This is a genomic window from Mangrovicoccus ximenensis, assembly GCF_003056725.1.
Lineage (GTDB): Bacteria > Pseudomonadota > Alphaproteobacteria > Rhodobacterales > Rhodobacteraceae > Mangrovicoccus > Mangrovicoccus ximenensis.
Genome location: NZ_QBKZ01000015.1, coordinates 87,041 through 103,558, shown reverse-complemented (window position 1 = coordinate 103,558; position 16,518 = coordinate 87,041). Strand labels below are relative to the sequence as shown.

Genomic DNA, 16,518 nt, shown 5'->3' with positions numbered 1-16,518 from the left:
CGCGCCCGGAATTCGGAGCGCGCTCCCTCTCCCCTCGGGGGAGAGGGCCGGGGTGAGGGGGTCAGGCCGGAACGCCGGTTCCGGGAATGTCGATCTCCACGAGCGCGCCGCGCTTGGTCACCACCTGCGCCGAAACGCGGCAGCCCCGGTCGGCGGCCTCCGCGGCGCTTGCGCCGCTTGCCAGCGCCGTCAGGAAGCCCGCATTGAAGCTGTCGCCCGCAGCGGTCGTGTCGGTGATCTCGGCCACGATCTGCGGCGGCACCAGCGTCTCGGCGCCGTTCTCCAGGATCAGCACCGGCTCCGGCCCGTCCTTGGTGACGACCAGCGAGGCGCCCGCGGCGGCATAGCGCTCGGCCGTGGCGCGCTTCGAGGCATCGCCGAAGAAATCCGCTTCGTCCTCGTAGGAGGGCAGCGCGATGTCGGCGACCTTCGCGGCCTCGCTGACCCAGCGGCACATCTCCTCCGTCGAGGCCCAGAGCCGCGGCCTCAGGTTCGGATCGAAGCAGATCCGCACGCCCCGGCTCCGGGCCTCGGCCAGCACGTCCAGGAGGCGGCGGCGGCCGCTTTCGGGCAGGATCGCCATGGTGATTCCGGAAAACAGCGCCAGATCGCCCGGCGCCGCGGGCAGGCTGTCGAGATCGTCGGCCAGCGTCCGCGCCGCCGAGGCCGAGCGCCAGTAGGAGAAGCTGCGCTCGCCGTTCTTCAGCGAGATCATGTAGAGCCCGACCGTGCCGCCCTTGCGCACCGCCAATTCCGGGGTCACGCCGGCGGCGCGCATGAACTCGGCCATCTGCGCCGAGGGCGCGTCGTCGCCCATGGCCGAGAGATAGGCGACATCCAGATCCGGCCCGCCCAGCTTCCTTGCGTACCAGGCGGAGTTGAACGTGTCGCCGGCGAAGCCCATGGCATAGGTTCCGTCGGGGGTCGGCGACATTTCGATCATGCATTCGCCGATGGCGAGAAAGCGGGTCATTGCTCGGGGTCCTCGAAAAACTGGGGATTCTCCGCACGTACCACGGGAAGGATGTTGCGGATGCGGCTCAGATGGTCGCGCAGGCAGGCTTCGGCCGCGTCGGCATCGCCGGCCCTGAGCGCCTCGACGATGGTGACATGCTGGTCGAAGGCGTTCTGCTGGCCGAAGGAGAGCGACAGGAAGCGCACCCGGTCGATATGGGCCTTCTGCTCCTGGATCAGCGACCAGGCATAGCCATGGCCCGACATGTCGCAGATCCGCTTGTGCAGCAGGTCGTCGAGTTCGTGGAACACGCTGCGCGGCCCGGTCTCGATGGCGAGCTTCTGCCGCGCGATCAGCGTGTCGAGCTCGGCCAGGTCCGCTGCGGTCACGGTCTCGGCGGCGGCGCGGATGCAGGCCGATTCCAGCGCCGCGCGGATGAAGGCCGCCTGGTGCACGCCCTTTTCCGAGATCTTGGTGATCAATGTCGCCCGCTGCGGCCGGATCGACAGGAAGCCGAGCTGCGACAGGCGGAAGAAGGCGTCGCGCACCGGCTGCCGCGACACGCCGAGCTGCTTGGCGATCTCGGCTTCCGAGACCTTGGTGCCCGGCGGCAGGCCGAAGGTGATCAGCGCATGGTAGAGCGCGTCGAAAACCTGGTCCGTGGCCGTGGCCGTCTGAATGGCGGAAAGGGGGGAGATCGTGTCTGGCATGGCGGTCCGGCTGCATCCTGTCGCGGCGAGTATACCGCATTCGCGCTTTGACACAACTGTCAGACTAGCATATTAGCGACCTAGACGATCCGATTCAAAGGGGCAGAAGATGAGCCTGACCGATCCCGACCGCCTGTTTCCGGCAGAGCCCGGCCTCCGCGGCCTCGCCCGGAGCCTCTACGAGAGCGTGGCGGACATGCCGATCGTGTCGCCGCACGGCCATTGCGACCCGCGCTGGTTCGCCGAGAACGACCGCTTCCCGAACCCGGCGGAGCTGTTCGTCATTCCCGACCATTACGTGTTCCGCATGCTGGTCAGCCAGGGCGTGTCCCTGACCCATCTGGGCGTGCCGCGCGTCGATGGCGGCGAGACGGAAACCGATCCGCGCAAGATCTGGCGGCTCTTCGCCGAGAATTTCCACCTGTTCCGCGGCACGCCCTCGGCGATGTGGCTGAACCATTCCTTCCAGTTCGTCTTCGGCCTCGACATGCCGCTCACGGCGGCGACGGCGGATGAATACTACGACCATATCGACGCCAAGCTGGCGACGTCCGAGTTCACGCCGCGCGCGCTCTTCGAGCGGTTCAACATCGAGCTGCTCGCCACCACCGAGGGCGCGCTCGACGACCTGAAATGGCACAAGGCGATCACGGCCTCGGGCTGGGGCGGCAAGGTCGTCACCACCTACCGCCCGGATGCGGTGGTCGATCCGGAATTCGAGGGCTTCGCGGGCAATGTCGAGCAGTTCGGCGCGCTGACCGGCGAGGATACCTCGAGCTGGGAAGGCTATCTGAACGCCCACCGCAAGCGCCGCGCCTATTTCAAGGAATTCGGCGGCGCGACCGCCTCGGATCACGGCCACCCTTCGGCGCGGACCGAGGATCTGCCTGCGGCAGAGGCGGCGGCGCTGTTCCGGAAGGCCGTCGCAGGCACCTGCACCGCCGGGGAGGCCGACGCGTTCCGCGGCCAGATGCTGACCGAGATGGCGCGGATGAGCCTCGAGGACGGGCTGACCCTGCAGATCCACGCAGGCAGCCGCCGCAACCACCACAAGGGCGTCTTCGAAACCCATGGCCGCGACAAGGGCTTCGACATCCCGGGGCGCACCGATTACGTCGGCGATCTCTCGCCGCTGCTGAACGCCGTCGGCATGGAGCCGGAGCTGCGGGTGCTGCTCTTCACGCTCGACGAGACCGTCTACTCGCGCGAATGGGCGCCGCTGGCGGGCGTCTATCCCTGCCTGCGGCTCGGTCCGCCCTGGTGGTTCCATGACAGCTACGAGGGGATCAAGCGGTTCCGCGAGGCGACCACGGAGACCGCCGGCTTCTACAACACCGCGGGGTTCAACGACGACACCCGCGCCTTCTGCTCGATCCCGGCGCGCCACGACGTCGCCCGCCGCTCGGATTGCAGCTATCTCGCCGGACTGGTCGGCACCGGCCGCCTGGCCGAGGCGGATGCGTTCGAGGTGGCGAAGGACCTGACCTACAACCTGGCCAAGGATGCCTATGGCCTGACCTGATCCGCGCAGGCCGCAGGGGCAGGGAGCAAGGCGCCCCTGCGGCCGGTGCAATCCAGCAGTTTCACCAGGGGAGGAAGACCATGAAACTGACACTGACCGCCGCGCTTCTGGCCGGCTCCGCGCTCGCGACCGCAGCCACCGCCTGCGAGACCACGCTGCGCTCCTCGGACACCCATCCCGAGGGCTACCCGACCGTTCTCGCGGTGCAGGAGATGGGCAAGCTGCTCGAAGAGCGCACCGGCGGCCGCCTCTGCGTCGAGGTGTTCCACTCCGCCCAGCTCGGCGAGGAGAAGGACACGATCGAACAGACCCAGTTCGGCGTGATCGACATGAACCGCGTCTCGATGGGGCCGTTCAACAACATCATCGAAGAGACCCAGGTCGTCTCGCTGCCCTACATCTTCCGCTCGGTCGAGCACATGCACACCGTCATGGACGGTCCGATCGGCGAGGAGATCCTGGCGGCCTTCGGGGACCACGACCTGGTCGGCCTCGCCTTCTATGACGGCGGCTCGCGCAGCTTCTACAACTCCGAAAAGCCGATCACCTCGATGGCCGATCTCGAGGGCATGAAGTTCCGCGTGATGCAGTCCGACATCTTCGTCGACATGGTCTCGGCGCTCGGCGCCAACGCGACGCCGCTGCCCTATGGCGAGGTCTATTCCTCGATCCAGACCGGCGTGATCGACGGCGCCGAGAACAACTGGCCGTCCTATGAATCCTCCGGCCATTTCGAGGTCGCCAAGTACTACACGCTGGACCAGCACCTGATCGTGCCGGAAGTCCTGGTGATGTCGAAGATGGCCTGGGACAAGCTGAGCCCCGAGGATCAGGAGGCTGTCCGCCAGGCCGCGAAGGACAGCGTGCCGGTGATGCGCAAGCTCTGGGAAGAGCGCGAGGCCGCCTCCGAGCAGAAGGTCCGCGATGCCGGGGTCGAGATCGTCACCGACATCGACAAGACGCCGTTCATCGAAGCCATGGTCCCAGTCTACGAGAAGCATGTCACCTCCGACAAGCTCAAGGACCTGGTCGAGCGCATCCAGGCCACCGAGTGAGCCTTGACGGGCCGCCCCCCGCGGGCGGCCCAACGCCTTGAAGGGGCAGGGGATGGAAAAAATTGCCAAAATAACCGGGATCATCGCCCGGATCGGGCTGTGGATATCAGGCATCGGCCTGGTGCTGATGACCGCGATGATCGCCGCCCAGGTGTTCTTCCGCTACGTTCTGAACGACAGCCTGATCTGGACCGAGCCGGCCTCCATCCTGGTGATGGGCTGGTTCATCCTCCTGGGCGCGGCGGTCGGCATCCGCGAAGGGTACCACCTCAGCTTCGAGGTGCTGCTCTACCTTTTGCCCGACAAGGCCAAGCTTGTGCTCTATTCCATCTCGGACGCAGTGGTGACCGCCTTCGGCGCGGGCATGGTGATCTATGGCTGGCAGCTTGCCGCCAAGACCGCCGGGACCACGCTGCCCTCGCTCGGCGTCTCGGGGGCCGTCGCCTTCCTTCCGATCATCTCGGGCGGCGTGCTGGTCGTCCTCTTCTCGGTCGAGCGGCTTGCCCGCCGCGCGGCCGGCCTTCCCACCTCGCGCTTCGGCGACACGGCGGAGCACTGACATGGAACTCTGGATCCTCTTCGGAAGCTTCACCTTCCTCCTGCTGATCGGCACGCCGGTGGCCTTCTGCCTCGGCGTCTCCAGCTTCGCCACCGTGCTCTACATGGGCCTGCCGCCGGTGATCGTGTTCCAGCGGCTGAATTCCGGCGTCTCGGTCTTCGCGCTGATGGCGATCCCGTTCTTCATCTATGCCGGCGAGCTCATGGTGCGCGGCGACATCGCCCGCCGCCTCGTGGCGCTGGCGGGCGCACTTGTCGGACATCTCAGAGGCGGGCTCGGCCAGGTGAACATCCTCGCCTCCTGCCTCTTCGGCGGAATCTCCGGATCGGCCGCGGCGGATGCCTCGGCGATCGGCGGGCTGATGATCCCGCAGATGGAGAAGCGCGGCTACGACACCGACTATGCGGTCAACGTCACCGTGACCTCCTCGATCATCGCGCTGATGCTGCCGCCCTCGCACAACCTGATCATCTACTCGATCTCGGCGGGCGGACGCCTGTCGATCGCCGATCTCTTCACCGCCGGCATCGTCCCGGGGCTGCTGCTGGCGCTGAGCCTGATGACGGCGGCCTGGTTCGTGGCCAAGCGCCGCGGCTATCCGACCGAGGCCTTCCCCGGCCGCCGGATGCTCGGCGCGCTGTTCCTCTCGGCGGTTCCCGGCCTGATCCTGGTGGCGATCATCTTCGGCGGCGTCCGCTCCGGCATCTTCACCGCCTCGGAAAGTTCCTGCATCGCAGTGGTCTATGCGCTGGCCGTCACGCTCTTCGCCTACCGCTCGCTGAGCTGGCATGCCTTCGTCGAAGCGACGCTGGCGGCGGTGCGCACGACGGCGATGGTGCTGCTGGTGATCGGCTGCGCCGCGGCCTTCGGCTGGCTGCTGGCCTTCTCAAGGTCCCGGCCTCGATGGTCGAATTCCTTCAGGCCTTCTCCGACAACCCGATCGTGATCCTGCTCCTGATCAACGTCAGCCTGCTGGTGCTCGGCACCTTCATGGACATGAGCCCGCTGATCGTGATCACCACGCCGATCTTCCTGCCGGTGGCGCAGGCCTTCGGGGTCGATCCGGTGCAGTTCGGCATCATCCTGATCCTGAACCTCGGCATCGGCCTGTGCACGCCGCCGGTGGGCGCGGTGCTGTTCGTCGGCTGCGCGGTCGGCAATATCGGCATCGGCCAGGCGATGCGCACGATCTGGCCCTTCTACTTCGCCGCCTTCGCGACGCTGATCCTGGTCACGTATGTCCCGCAGCTTTCGCTTTGGCTTCCCGGCGTTTTCCGGTAAGGCTGTCATACAGATCAATGGAGATGTAAGATGACTAAAGCCTTCCCGCCCGTCGATCTTGACGGGGTAACCAGACAGGTTCTGGCGGATTCGCCGGAACTGATGGTGGTGTCCTTCCGCTTCTCCGAAGACGCGGAAGGCGCGCTGCACAGCCACCCGCATGTGCAGTCGACCTATGTGAAAACCGGCCGCTTCGCTTTCACCATCGGCGAAGAGACCACCGAGATCGGGCCGGGCGACAGTTTCGTGATTCCCTCGGGCGCGACGCATGGCTGCGTCTGCCTCGAAGCGGGCGAGCTGATCGACTGCTTCACCCCCCGACGTGACGATTTCCTGTAAGGAGGACAACTTCCCGATGACCCAAGTCGACATCCGCCACGCGATCGACCCCCGCACCACCAAGACGCTGGACACCACCGCGCTGCGCGAAGAGTTCCATGTCGACGGCCTGTTCGTGCCGGGCGAGGTCAAGCTGACCTATTCGCATTACGACCGCATGATCCTCGGCTCGGTGACCCCGGCAGGCGGCACGCTGACCGTGGACGAGGTGCAGAACACCGGCACCAAGACCGTGCTGGAGCGCCGCGAGATGGGCGTGCTGAACATCGGCCCCGAGGCCGGCACCGTCACCGTCGGAGGCGAGACCTACGAGATGGAGAAGGGCGACGTTCTCTATATCGGCATGGGCTCGGGCCCGATCGGCTTCTCGGGCGCGGGCCGGTTCTACCTGGTCTGCACCCCGGCGCACCGCGCCATCGCCACCCGCCTGATCAAGCCCGCCGATGCCAAGCGCGTCGAGCTCGGCTCCAAGGAGCAGGCCAACGAGCGCGTCATCATCCAGTTCCTGCACCCGGACGTCCAGGAAACCTGCCAGCTGACCATGGGCTACACCCAGTTCCTGCCGGGCAGCCTGTGGAACACCATGCCGGCCCACCTGCATGACCGCCGGATGGAGGCCTACCTGTATTTCGACCTCGACGAGGGCTCCCGCGTCTTCCACTTCATGGGCGAGCCGGACGAGACCCGCCACATCGTCATGTCGAACGAGGAAGCCGTGATCTCGCCGCCTTGGTCGATCCATTCCGGCGCAGGCACCGGCAGCTACACCTTCTGCTGGGCGATGGCCGGCGACAACACCGACTTCACCGACATGGACTTCGTCGCCATGGAGGACCTGCGCTGATGGCTTCCGATGCGCCCCTCCGGGGCGACCCGTTCCGCATCGACGGCAAGCGCGCCCTGGTGACGGGCGCGAATACCGGGATCGGCCAGGCCATCGCCGTGGGTCTCGCCGAGCGCGGGGCCCATGTCATCGCCGCGGGCCGTCGCGCCTGCGACGAGACGGTGGAGACCATCAAGGCGGCTGGCGGCAGCGCCGAGACGCTGCTGGTCGACCTGTCGGACCCGCATGCCGGGGTCGCCGCGCTGGAAGGCGCCGCGCCGCTCGACATCCTGGTGAACAATGCCGGCATCATCCGCCGCGAGGACTCGGTCAAGCATTCCGAACTCGACTGGGACGACGTGATGAACGTCAACCTCAAGGCGGTCTTCCTGCTCTGCCAGGCCTTCGCAAAGCAGGCGATCGCCAAGGGCGAGGGCGGGAGGATCGTCAACATCGCCTCGCTGCTCAGCTTCCAGGGCGGCATCCGGGTGCCGGGCTACACCGCGTCGAAGCACGGCGTGGCGGGCCTGACCAAGATCTTCGCCAATGAATGGGCGCCGGAGGGCATCACCGTGAACGCGGTGGCGCCGGGCTACATCGCGACCAACAACACCGAGGCGCTGCGCGCCGACGAGGACCGGTCGCGCCAGATCCTGGAGCGCATCCCGGCAGGCCGCTGGGGCGAGCCGGAGGACATCGCGGGCGCGGTCTGCTTCCTGGCCTCGCCGGCCGCGAAATACGTCACCGGCGCCGTGCTGAACGTCGACGGCGGCTGGCTGGCGCGCTGAGCATCCGGCGGGGCGCCAGCTCGTCGCGCTGCAGCGCCAGCAGCGTCTCGGCGGTGCCGCTGCCGATCCAGTCGGCCGCGATCTCGGCGATCAGCGGCGTCGCCATCCAGCCGACCGACAGATGCCTGCCCGCTGTGCAGTCCGCCATGGCTTCGGGCATGGCGAGAAAGCCGAGGCGAAGCCCGGGCGACAGGCATTTGGTCAGCCCGGTGATGTAGAAGGACCGCTCCGGCGCGAAGCGCGCCACCGGCAGCGGCCGGTCCGGGACCAGCGGCCCCGGCGGATCGCTCTCGATCACCGCCAGATCGGCGCGCCGTGCGGCCTCTGCGCGCCCGCAACCAGCTGCCGCAGCGCGGGCCGCTGCACGACCAGCAGGGCCATCAGCGCGGCGGCGCAGAGCACGCGCGGCACGCCGAGCGCCAGGGTCCGGCATTTCCATTCCGCCATAACCTCGCCGCAGACGAAGGTGCCGTAGAAAAAGCTGTAGCCGAGGCTGATCATGGCAAGCCCGCCGAGCAGGACGCCCACCAGGAGGCCCATGCCGCGGAACGCAGGCGCAGTCCCGGTGCCGAAATCCTTGATCGCCATGTGCCGGTTCCCCTTCCCCTGCGCCGGAGCGCCGCAAAAAAAGCAAAGGCCACTTATGCGGCCTTTGCGAATATCCGGTTTACGCTGACGGACAGATCAGCGCTTGAAGCGCTCGCGCAGCATGGCGACAGTCGCGCCGAGGGCTGCGAAACCGGCCAGGCCGGCTGCCGCGTCGATTTCGGGAACCTGCACGGCACCGCCGAAGGCAGTGCCTGCGAAGACGGGGTTTGCGGCGACCAGCGCGAGCGCTGCGAGGGCGAGTTTGGTTTTCATTCTGATACTCCAATGTCTCGAATGTCTCGCCGGGCTGCCACGGGCCCGGCAGGCAAGGTTCAGGGCGTGGCGACCCTGTCAGCCGGACGGCTGATCGAAGCCCGGGCAGCGGGGACTGCCCGGGACGCGGGGAGGCGAAATCAGCAGAGGCAGTCGAGATCGGAGAACGACATTGCGAGCACGAAGATCTGCTGGTTCCCTTCGGTCTGCTCGGCCGGGGCCAGGAAGACCGGAACGATCTCGCCGGTGGCCGGGTCGAACGCGTCTGCCTCGGCGCTGATCGCGAGGTTGTAGATTTCGAACACGTCTGCTGCTTCGCCCATCTGCGGCGCCGCCTTGAAGCCGTTCGTGATCGTCGAGTTCGCCACGTTGTCGGTCAGCAGCCAGATGGCGTACTGGATTTCGGAGTCGGTGTAGTCGGTGCCCGAGAAATCCTGGTTCAGCAGCCAGGCGATGTTGTTCATGTTCCCGAGCGCCGTGTGGCCGTTGCGGCCGACCTGGCTGGCGTCGAAGAAATCCGCCGGCAGGTTGTCGATCCCGACATAGAGCTTGCCGTCGAGCAGCGGCGCGTCTGCGAGCGTCGCGCGGCCGTCGACCGGATCGCCCTCGTCGATGCAGAACGCCTTGGTGATGACCGCCCCGTCGAAGCGCGCGTCGCCCGAGCCCGAAAGCGCGATGTCGAAGGCGAAATCGCCAACCTGGGCATTGGTCATGCCTTCGACATAGTATTCGGCGACCTGGTACTTGATGGCGGCCGGCAGGCTGTCATGGATTTGATCGAGCGTCTCGGCCACGCCGCAGAAGGTCAGCTCGATGCTGGCTTCGCCGGTGCCGCCTTCGCCGTCCGCGATGCCGTAGCTGACCGTGACCGTGGCCTTTTCGCCGTAGTTCAGGCCGAGCAGCGCGGTCTCCGCGTCGAAGACGATGCCCTTGTCGGTCAGCGTTGCCTCGAGCCCGGAATAGGCCAGCTTGGCGATCGAATTGTCGGCCAGCGTGACGGTTGCGGTGCCCGACAGGTAGACCGTGCCGGAAGCTGCCGACTGGCCACCGATCGTGGCGACGCTCAGGCTGCCGCCCTCGGCGACTTCGTCATTGGCCAGGACGTCGACCGTGACCTCTTCGTCGGCGCAGCCCTTGCCGGCGTCGTCGGCGGCGACGGTCGTCGCGTAATAGCCCGCGTCGATGCCGGTCTCGGTTTCGCCGATGGCCAGGTCGAACACGTCGGTCAGGCCGGTCAGGATGTCCGCGTCGCTGTCATTGTCGGCGGCGTCGGCGGCCTGAGCGCTTTCCAGGGTGAAGGCGAGCCCAGCCATCGCGGCGAAGCCGACCTGGTAGCTGCCCGCGGTCAGACCGGCGAAGCGGTAGCTGCCATCGGCGGCGGTGACGGTGGAGGCGACTTCGTTGCCTGCGCCGTCATAGAGCTTGACCGCGACCCCGGCCAGCGCCTGGTCGATGCCTGCGCTGTAGATGCCGTCCTTGTCGACATCGAGGAAGGCGAGGTTGCCGATCTCTGCCGTGCCTGCCGCGATCCCGGCATCCACGTTCCAGACACAGGCGCCCACGCCGACGGATACGATGGCGGTGGAGCCGTTGCCGTCGATGGTGACGACATCGCTGTCCTCGCCATCCGCGCCGACATTGGCAGCGATGAACTCGTAGCCGGCGCCCTTGGCGGTGGCCGGGTCCTGGAAGCTGACCGTGTAGTCGCCGGCCGCGAGGCAGGCGAAGTTGTAGGTGCCCCAGCCGTCGGTGGTGGTCGTCGCGACGACGGCGCCGTCCTTCAGCAGCCACACGGTCGCACCGGCAACGCCGTTCTCCCAGGTGCCGGTCTGGGCGTTCCACTCGGTGTCGTCGCCATCGGCGTCGATGTAGTAGCGGCCGCCGAGCGACGCGGTCATCGGGTCCTTGGCGCCTGCATCGACGTTCACCACGTGCTGGGATTCGCCGACCGTGACCGCCGAGGTGTAGCCGTAGCCCGACTTGAGGCCGATCACGTCGCTGTCTTCGCCGTCAGCGCCGACATTGGCCTTGTCGAAGACATAGCCTGCCGTGACTGCCACGCCCGGCTCCCGGAAGGCCACGTGGTAGTCGCCTGCCTCGAGGCCGCCGAAGCTGTAGCTGCCATCGGCCGCGGTGGTGGTGGTCGCGACGATCGCGCCGTCCTTGACCAGGACCACGGTCGCGTCGGCGACGCCCTTTTCCCAGGTGCCGGTCTTGGCGTTCCACTCGGTGTTGTCGCCGTCGGCATCGATGAAGTAGCGGCCGCTCAGCGAGGCATCCGCCGGATCGGTCTCGCAGGGGATTTCTGCGGTGATCACCACGTTGTCGAGGCCGAAGCTCTCGTTGGAACGCGCCTCGTCGAGGCTGGAGCCGAAGGTCAGGGTCATGTCGTTGCCCTGGATCTTCGCCGCCGGCACGTCGAGCGTCACATGGACGATCTGGTCCTTGTTGTAGTCGTAGCAGTCCTGGCCGGTCAGGTGCGTCGGGCCCTTGACGGTGTCGACGGCGAACTTGATCCCGCCGATCTCGCCCTCTCGGTGGCCCACGGCGAACCACCAGCCGAAGCTGCCCAGATCGACGACGGTGTCCTCGACCTTGACGTACATGTGCTCGCCGTCCCAGCTGTCGATCACGTAGAGATCGAAGGCGACCTTGACGGACTCGGCGTCGGCCGGGACCTCGAAGGTCTTGGACGGGTATTCGCAGCGGCCGAAATTGCCCAGGTACTTGCCCAGGTCGGGATCGTAGGAGGTGGTGCAGACGTTCCAGCCATAGGCGCCGGACTGGAAGGTCTCGGCGGCGATGGTCACGGTCTCGGTGCAGGCGTCATCGGCGACCGGTTCGAGGCAGATCTTGTCGATGCGGACATATTCGCCGCAATTGTTGTAGGCTTCGATGCGGATCTTGTCGCCGTTCTCGATGTCGAGGCCGCTGAGGTCGAATTTCGAGAAGGTGCCGTTGTCGCTGCCGCTGCCGTCGCTCTGGCGGTCCAGCTTGATCGTGCCGGCGAGCTTGCCGTCGACATAGATGCACAGCGTCGAGATGCCGTCATTCTCGTCCTGGGCGAAGAGCGACAGGTTGTACTTGCCGGAGTCGCCTTCGAAGGTGGTGGTCAGGCTGCCCGACGGGCAGGCCAGCCGGACGATCTCGCCGCCCGAAGCGGTCGAGGAGCAGGCGGTGGTGAAGCCGGTCGAAATGAAATCCTCGGCCTCGATCACGTAGCAGCCATTGGCGTCGGCGGCGTCCTGGACGTCCTTGACCTCGACCTGGATCGTGCGCAGCGAATAGGCGCCGTAGATGTCCATCACCTTGACGGTGACTTCATAGACATTGTCGCCGCTCTTCGAGAGCGGGTTTTCGTAATCCATCGCGGTCTTGAAGGACAGCTTGCCGGTTTTCGGGTCGATGCAGAAAAATCCGGCATCGTCTCCGCCGCAGATCGAGTAGGAAAAGGACTCCGTATCCTTGGCATTGATGTCATAGACGAAAGTGCTGTTCTCGTAGACCGAGAGCTTTGCCCCTTGTACGAGATTCGTGAATTGGGGCGCGTAATTGTAGAAGCAGCTGAAGTAGGTCATTTCTCTCACGTTTCAGGTATGGGGCATCGCCGCCCCGAAACGGGGCGTTCTCATTTGGATCCCGGGGATCCGGTTTGAATTTTCAGATTTCGGGGCATTTCCCCCGATTGGGGTATCAATTCCCCTTTGGCCACCGTTTCACGTCTCGATCCGCCCCTTGCACGGTTCATGTCCAAATTCCCGGAAAAACCGCCGGAAAGACCCGTATTGCCGCCGAAACCGCAACGCTCCAAGTCCTCCGGAAGTCCTTTTCCGGACGCAAACCCGGAGAAAAGACCGTCTGTTTCCGCCAAGGTCTGACAGGTCAAATATCTTTGAGATGACTTTGTGTAAACATTGAACGAGCGGAACTAGTTAATCTTTCCCCGGGATTCCGAAAAACATGGTGATCAGAAAGTAAAAGCATTGTTTTTCATATCATTGTTTCATTATGGATAACAAAAGCCAGATTAAAATTAACCAAGAAACCTCGATTGTTTCCGCTTCACGGCTGCTGCCATTTCAGAATCAGCCCCGATCCCCTGGGGCAATCCGAAAAAATGAGACGCATCGGTAACCGGCTACCCGCCTGCGTCAAAAAATACCGCGCGGCACTTTTTTCCGGACCGGCCCGGACACTGCATGGCGCCGCCCTGCCGGTTTTCCGGGCAGATGGAAGACGCCGGGAACCTCCCGCCCGGCCAGCCGTTGGCCCTCGGCTAGACGCGCGGGACGGCGCGGGCCTTGACGTTCCGCGGCACGGATGTACCCAGCATCCCGGACGTTCCACGCCGAAGGCCAGAAGGACCGAGATTGCATGACCGTTTCCGCCTACCGCGTCGAAGAGACCGGGCTGCGCTCCGTGGACCCCAAGGGGGATCTGTCCGAAGCGCTCTGGATCGATCTCTGCAACCCCGGCAAGGCGGATGCCGAGCGGATGGCCGAGCTCGGCTTCGAAATCCCGCGGCTGAAGGACATGGGCCAGATCGAGCCCTCGCAGCGGCTGACCCGCAAGGGCGAGGCCGACATGCTGACGGTGATGCTGACCGAGCCGTCCGGCGACGGCGATGACAGCTTCGCCCCGGTCACCTTCCTGCTGCGGGAGTCCCAGATCGTCACCGTGCGCTTCCATGGCCCGAACCTCTGGAACGGCTTTTCGCTGGCGCGGCGCTTCACCCCCGGCGACGTGGCGGTGGCGCTGATCGCGCTCGGGGTCGGCCATATCGCAGACGTCCTGGAGAACTGGGACCGCCAGCTCGACAAGACCGCGCAGCTGGTCTTCAAGGATGACGAAATCGAGGATGCCGACGAGCTGCGCGGGCTGATCCGCGCCACCGGGCGGATGGGCGAGGCGCTGTCGGACATCCGGCTGAACCTGCTGATCCTGCGCCGCACGCTGGTGCATCTCGAACAGCTGCGCGCCGAGAACCGGGTGAACTTCAGCCGAAAGCAGGGGCTGAAGAATGCCGACCGCGACGTCGAGGCGCTGACCGTGCATGCCGACGCGCTGAACGGCCGGGTCAGCCTCGCGATCGACGCGACGATGGGGCTGATCAGCCTCAGCCAGAACGACAACGCGCGCTACTATTCGATCGTCGCGACGATCTTCCTGCCCGCGACGCTGATCGCGTCGATCTTCGGGATGAATTTCCAGGACATGCCGATGCTCGACTGGCTGGCGGGGTTCGAGGTCTCGCTCGGGCTCATGGTGCTGTCCTCGCTGGCGATTTTCCTGTTCTTCGTGCTCCGCCGCTGGCTCTGACCGCCGGGCGGGGCGCGGCGCCTGCAAGGCCCTGCGGACCGTCCGAAGCGGCGCATCCGGCAGAGGCAGGTGCCGGATGCGGCAATCCGTGCTATCCTCGCGCCCAGGCGCCGCCGTTCCGGACGGCCGCCGAGGGGGAGGCGCGGAAATGGCGGGCTTTGCCGAACGCTACCAGTCGGTCCTGGTCCCGGTGATCTTCGAACCCTGGGCACGGGAGCTTGTCCGCCGGGCCGCGCCGCAGCCGGGGGAGGACATGCTGGATCTCGGCTGCGGGACCGGCGCCGTGACCCGGGAGCTGGCCGCCAGCGCAGAGGCGCCGGGGCGGCTGGCCCGCGGGATTCCTCGGTGACGGCCAGATCGAGGGCGGCGGCATCGGCCTGCAGCGTGGCCTCGGCCTGCCGGATCAGCGCGCCCTGCTGGACGATCTGCGCCGAAAGGGTCTGGAGCGCGGCCCGCGCAGAGGCAAGCGACGCCTCCGCGGCGGACACCGCGAGCCTGAGGTCGCGCTCGTCCAGCTCGGCGAGCAGGTCGCCTGCCTCGACATGCTGGTTTTCCGAGACCAGCACCCGGGTCACCCGTCCGGCGACTTCCGGCGAGACAGTCGTGTAGTCCGCCACAAGATAGGCATCCCCGGTCGACTGGGTCGCCGCCTCGGATTCATGGCGGTTGAAATACATGCCTGCCGCGCCGGCCAGGAGGACGGCACCGGCGAGGGCGGCTTTGGGAATGCGCGAAGACATCGGGTCAGGTCCTAGGGGTCAGGTCCGCGGGCCGATCGTCGGCGCCGGGATATGGGTGAAGAACGCGCAGAGCGGGACCAGCGCAAAGGCCGTCCAGCCGAGCACCAGATACGTGTCGGCCGTCACGAGGGCGGCGACCTGCGCGGCGATGGCGGGTTCGGCGCTGGCGGGGTCGACCCCGCCCGGCAGATGGTTGGCCATGGCCGCCGCCCGGCCGACGAGGCTGTCGGAGTGGAAATGCTCGCGCAGCGTCTCGAGACGGCCGACCGCGGCCACCCCGGCCAGCGTGCCGAGCGCGCGCAGCATGTTGACGAAGCCCGCCACGTAGGGCCCCTCCATCGGCTGGACCACGGAGGTCGCCAGGAACAGCATCGAAACGACGGCCATCGGCTGGCCGACGGCCTGCAGGATCTGCGCTGGCACGAATTGCCGCCAGGTCCAGCCGGCATCGACCTGGGCGGCCATCATGCAGGAGACGCCGATCAGGATCAGCCCCAAGGCCAGCATCGCCCGCGCATCGACCCAGCGCTGGTAGAGCAGAAGCGCCGCAGCGAAGCCCAGAAGCAGCTGCGGCAGCCCGATCAGCAGCCCGACCGGCGCGGATTGCAGGCTGCGGTAGCCCTGGACCGAGCCGAGAAAGGACGCGGGCAGCGACGCCCCGGAATAGAGCACGGCCAGCAGCACGAAAAAGACGGCGAACCCGGCATGGAGGTTCCGGCGGGCCAGCAGGTCGAGCTTGACGAAGGGCGAGGGGTGCGTCCATTCGGCCAGCAGGTAGACTGCCAGCAGCAGACCGCCCGCCGTCAGCAGCGTGCAGATCAGCGGCGAGTTCAGCCAGTCCAGCCGGTTGCCCTGTCCCAGCGCCAGCGCGATCAGGAACAGCCCTGGCGCGCCCGCGAGAAAGGCCGTCCAGTTGAAGCCGCGGAAGCGCTGCCAGATCACCGGCTCGGACGGAAGGCCCCAGCCGACCAGCCCGGCGCAGAGCGCCGCCGCGGGCAGGAACTGCCAGGAAATCCAGCGCAGGTCCGCGGCCGTGTCGGACCAGTGGCCGACGACCCAGAAGGCGACATTCGGCGTGAAGGTCGCCGTCATCGCATAGAGCGCCAGCCCGTGCAGCCGGATCGCGGGCGGCAGGAAGCGCAGGGCCATCATCATCAGGAGCGGGATCAGCGCGCCGGCCGAGATGCCTTGGATCACCCGCAGGACGAGGATCAGCCGCAGGTCGACGAGGAAGGGCAGCACGGCGGCGATCGCTGCCGTGACGGCGAGCATCGCCAGGTAGAACCGCCGCACCGTGAAGGTGATCGCGAACCAGCTGGCAAAGGGCATGATCAAGAGCTCGCCCGCGGCATAGCAGGCGCTGATCCACGATCCGTTGTCGATGCCCTGGCCGATCGCGCCTTCGATGTCGCGCAGCGCTAGGCTGCCGGCCCGGCTGTTCAGCCCGGACATCATCGCCGAGATCAGCACGCCGGACAGCGCCGCGACAATGCGGGCATTCAGGACGGGCGGGGCCGCGGGCTTCGGGGGCATGGCGGTCGCGTCGGCGGGGCTGGCTGCTGTCAT

General features: G+C 66.6%; 15 protein-coding genes and 2 pseudogenes. 9 read left to right on the top strand and 8 right to left on the bottom strand.

The annotated features are described in order from the left end of the window. Nucleotides 1-61: 61 nt before the first annotated feature. Complete coding sequence (locus C7T91_RS16475) at nucleotides 62-973, bottom strand: sugar kinase (protein WP_108260197.1); 912 nt, start codon at nucleotides 971-973, stop codon at nucleotides 62-64. Further along, entirely contained in the window at nucleotides 970-1,665 is a 696-nt protein-coding gene (locus C7T91_RS16470) for a GntR family transcriptional regulator (RefSeq protein WP_108260196.1), read from the bottom strand. Before C7T91_RS16470 ends, C7T91_RS16475 begins: the two co-directional genes overlap by 4 nt. A 109-nt stretch (nucleotides 1,666-1,774) precedes the next feature. Between C7T91_RS16470 and uxaC the strand changes: the two genes are divergently transcribed. The 7 genes and pseudogenes from uxaC (at nucleotide 1,775) to kduD (ending at nucleotide 8,032) form a co-directional block, all read left to right on the top strand. Continuing rightward, nucleotides 1,775-3,187 carry a glucuronate isomerase gene (gene uxaC, locus C7T91_RS16465; RefSeq protein WP_108260195.1) on the top strand — a complete coding sequence of 471 codons (1,413 nt, stop codon included), beginning with the start codon at nucleotides 1,775-1,777 and terminating at the stop codon, nucleotides 3,185-3,187. 80 nt (nucleotides 3,188-3,267) lie between these two features. Beyond that, on the top strand, nucleotides 3,268-4,242 hold the full coding sequence (locus C7T91_RS16460) for a TRAP transporter substrate-binding protein (RefSeq protein ID WP_108260194.1): 975 nt from the start codon (nucleotides 3,268-3,270) through the stop codon (nucleotides 4,240-4,242). A 52-nt stretch (nucleotides 4,243-4,294) separates the two neighbouring features. After that, on the top strand, nucleotides 4,295-4,801 hold the full coding sequence (locus tag C7T91_RS16455; protein ID WP_108260193.1) for a TRAP transporter small permease: 507 nt from the start codon (nucleotides 4,295-4,297) through the stop codon (nucleotides 4,799-4,801). Nucleotide 4,802: 1 nt separating this feature from the next. Further along, nucleotides 4,803-6,082, top strand: a pseudogene (locus C7T91_RS16450) (TRAP transporter large permease). 30 nt (nucleotides 6,083-6,112) lie between these two features. Next, nucleotides 6,113-6,421, top strand: a complete 309-nt coding sequence (locus C7T91_RS16445) for a cupin domain-containing protein (RefSeq protein WP_108260192.1) — start codon at nucleotides 6,113-6,115, stop codon at nucleotides 6,419-6,421. 16 nt (nucleotides 6,422-6,437) lie between these two features. Then, nucleotides 6,438-7,265, top strand: coding sequence for a 5-dehydro-4-deoxy-D-glucuronate isomerase (gene kduI / locus C7T91_RS16440; protein ID WP_108260191.1), 828 nt, complete (start codon nucleotides 6,438-6,440; stop codon nucleotides 7,263-7,265). Further along, nucleotides 7,265-8,032 carry a 2-dehydro-3-deoxy-D-gluconate 5-dehydrogenase KduD gene (kduD, locus tag C7T91_RS16435; RefSeq protein ID WP_108260190.1) on the top strand — a complete coding sequence of 256 codons (768 nt, stop codon included), beginning with the start codon at nucleotides 7,265-7,267 and terminating at the stop codon, nucleotides 8,030-8,032. The genes kduI and kduD overlap by 1 nt, the downstream gene beginning before the upstream one ends. Here the strand turns inward: kduD and C7T91_RS16430 are convergent. The 4 genes from C7T91_RS16430 to C7T91_RS16420 form a co-directional block, all read right to left on the bottom strand. Beyond that, complete coding sequence (locus tag C7T91_RS16430) at nucleotides 7,986-8,330, bottom strand: hypothetical protein (RefSeq protein ID WP_108260189.1); 345 nt, start codon at nucleotides 8,328-8,330, stop codon at nucleotides 7,986-7,988. The genes kduD and C7T91_RS16430 overlap by 47 nt on opposite strands. Continuing rightward, on the bottom strand, nucleotides 8,327-8,620 hold the full coding sequence (locus C7T91_RS16425) for a hypothetical protein (RefSeq protein ID WP_108260188.1): 294 nt from the start codon (nucleotides 8,618-8,620) through the stop codon (nucleotides 8,327-8,329). Before C7T91_RS16425 ends, C7T91_RS16430 begins: the two co-directional genes overlap by 4 nt. A gap of 96 nt (nucleotides 8,621-8,716) precedes the next feature. Next, on the bottom strand, nucleotides 8,717-8,893 hold the full coding sequence (locus C7T91_RS32655) for a hypothetical protein (protein ID WP_161555940.1): 177 nt from the start codon (nucleotides 8,891-8,893) through the stop codon (nucleotides 8,717-8,719). A gap of 140 nt (nucleotides 8,894-9,033) precedes the next feature. Further along, nucleotides 9,034-12,471: an SdrD B-like domain-containing protein gene (locus C7T91_RS16420; RefSeq protein WP_108260187.1), complete on the bottom strand. Its 3,438-nt coding sequence runs from the start codon at nucleotides 12,469-12,471 to the stop codon at nucleotides 9,034-9,036. A gap of 796 nt (nucleotides 12,472-13,267) precedes the next feature. Here C7T91_RS16420 and C7T91_RS16415 point away from each other — a divergent pair. Both C7T91_RS16415 and C7T91_RS33620 read left to right on the top strand, forming a co-directional pair. Continuing rightward, on the top strand, nucleotides 13,268-14,212 hold the full coding sequence (locus C7T91_RS16415) for a CorA family divalent cation transporter (RefSeq protein WP_161555939.1): 945 nt from the start codon (nucleotides 13,268-13,270) through the stop codon (nucleotides 14,210-14,212). A gap of 148 nt (nucleotides 14,213-14,360) precedes the next feature. Continuing rightward, complete coding sequence (locus tag C7T91_RS33620; protein WP_201742172.1) at nucleotides 14,361-14,561, top strand: class I SAM-dependent methyltransferase; 201 nt, start codon at nucleotides 14,361-14,363, stop codon at nucleotides 14,559-14,561. Between the two features lie 172 nt (nucleotides 14,562-14,733). Here the strand turns inward: C7T91_RS33620 and C7T91_RS39600 are convergent. After that, nucleotides 14,734-14,889, bottom strand: a pseudogene (locus C7T91_RS39600) (biotin/lipoyl-binding protein); the annotation flags it as partial. A gap of 81 nt (nucleotides 14,890-14,970) precedes the next feature. After that, the gene (locus C7T91_RS16405) at nucleotides 14,971-16,518 is read right to left on the bottom strand and encodes an MFS transporter (protein WP_108260184.1); all 1,548 of its coding nucleotides are present in this window, start codon (nucleotides 16,516-16,518) and stop codon (nucleotides 14,971-14,973) included.

What these genes read in the sequence shown, in the direction of transcription:
- C7T91_RS16420 (WP_108260187.1), bottom strand. Translation starts at nt 12,471, where the DNA reads ATGACCTACTTCAGCTGCTTCTACAATTACGCGCCCCAATTCACGAAT.
- kduD (WP_108260190.1), top strand. Translation starts at nt 7,265, where the DNA reads ATGGCTTCCGATGCGCCCCTCCGGGGCGACCCGTTCCGCATCGACGGC.
- C7T91_RS33620 (WP_201742172.1), top strand. Translation starts at nt 14,361, where the DNA reads ATGGCGGGCTTTGCCGAACGCTACCAGTCGGTCCTGGTCCCGGTGATC.
- uxaC (WP_108260195.1), top strand. Translation starts at nt 1,775, where the DNA reads ATGAGCCTGACCGATCCCGACCGCCTGTTTCCGGCAGAGCCCGGCCTC.
- C7T91_RS16460 (WP_108260194.1), top strand. Translation starts at nt 3,268, where the DNA reads ATGAAACTGACACTGACCGCCGCGCTTCTGGCCGGCTCCGCGCTCGCG.
- C7T91_RS16415 (WP_161555939.1), top strand. Translation starts at nt 13,268, where the DNA reads ATGACCGTTTCCGCCTACCGCGTCGAAGAGACCGGGCTGCGCTCCGTG.
- C7T91_RS16445 (WP_108260192.1), top strand. Translation starts at nt 6,113, where the DNA reads ATGACTAAAGCCTTCCCGCCCGTCGATCTTGACGGGGTAACCAGACAG.
- C7T91_RS16425 (WP_108260188.1), bottom strand. Translation starts at nt 8,620, where the DNA reads ATGGCGATCAAGGATTTCGGCACCGGGACTGCGCCTGCGTTCCGCGGC.
- kduI (WP_108260191.1), top strand. Translation starts at nt 6,438, where the DNA reads ATGACCCAAGTCGACATCCGCCACGCGATCGACCCCCGCACCACCAAG.
- C7T91_RS16405 (WP_108260184.1), bottom strand. Translation starts at nt 16,518, where the DNA reads ATGACAGCAGCCAGCCCCGCCGACGCGACCGCCATGCCCCCGAAGCCC.
- C7T91_RS16475 (WP_108260197.1), bottom strand. Translation starts at nt 973, where the DNA reads ATGACCCGCTTTCTCGCCATCGGCGAATGCATGATCGAAATGTCGCCG.
- C7T91_RS32655 (WP_161555940.1), bottom strand. Translation starts at nt 8,893, where the DNA reads ATGAAAACCAAACTCGCCCTCGCAGCGCTCGCGCTGGTCGCCGCAAAC.
- C7T91_RS16470 (WP_108260196.1), bottom strand. Translation starts at nt 1,665, where the DNA reads ATGCCAGACACGATCTCCCCCCTTTCCGCCATTCAGACGGCCACGGCC.
- C7T91_RS16455 (WP_108260193.1), top strand. Translation starts at nt 4,295, where the DNA reads ATGGAAAAAATTGCCAAAATAACCGGGATCATCGCCCGGATCGGGCTG.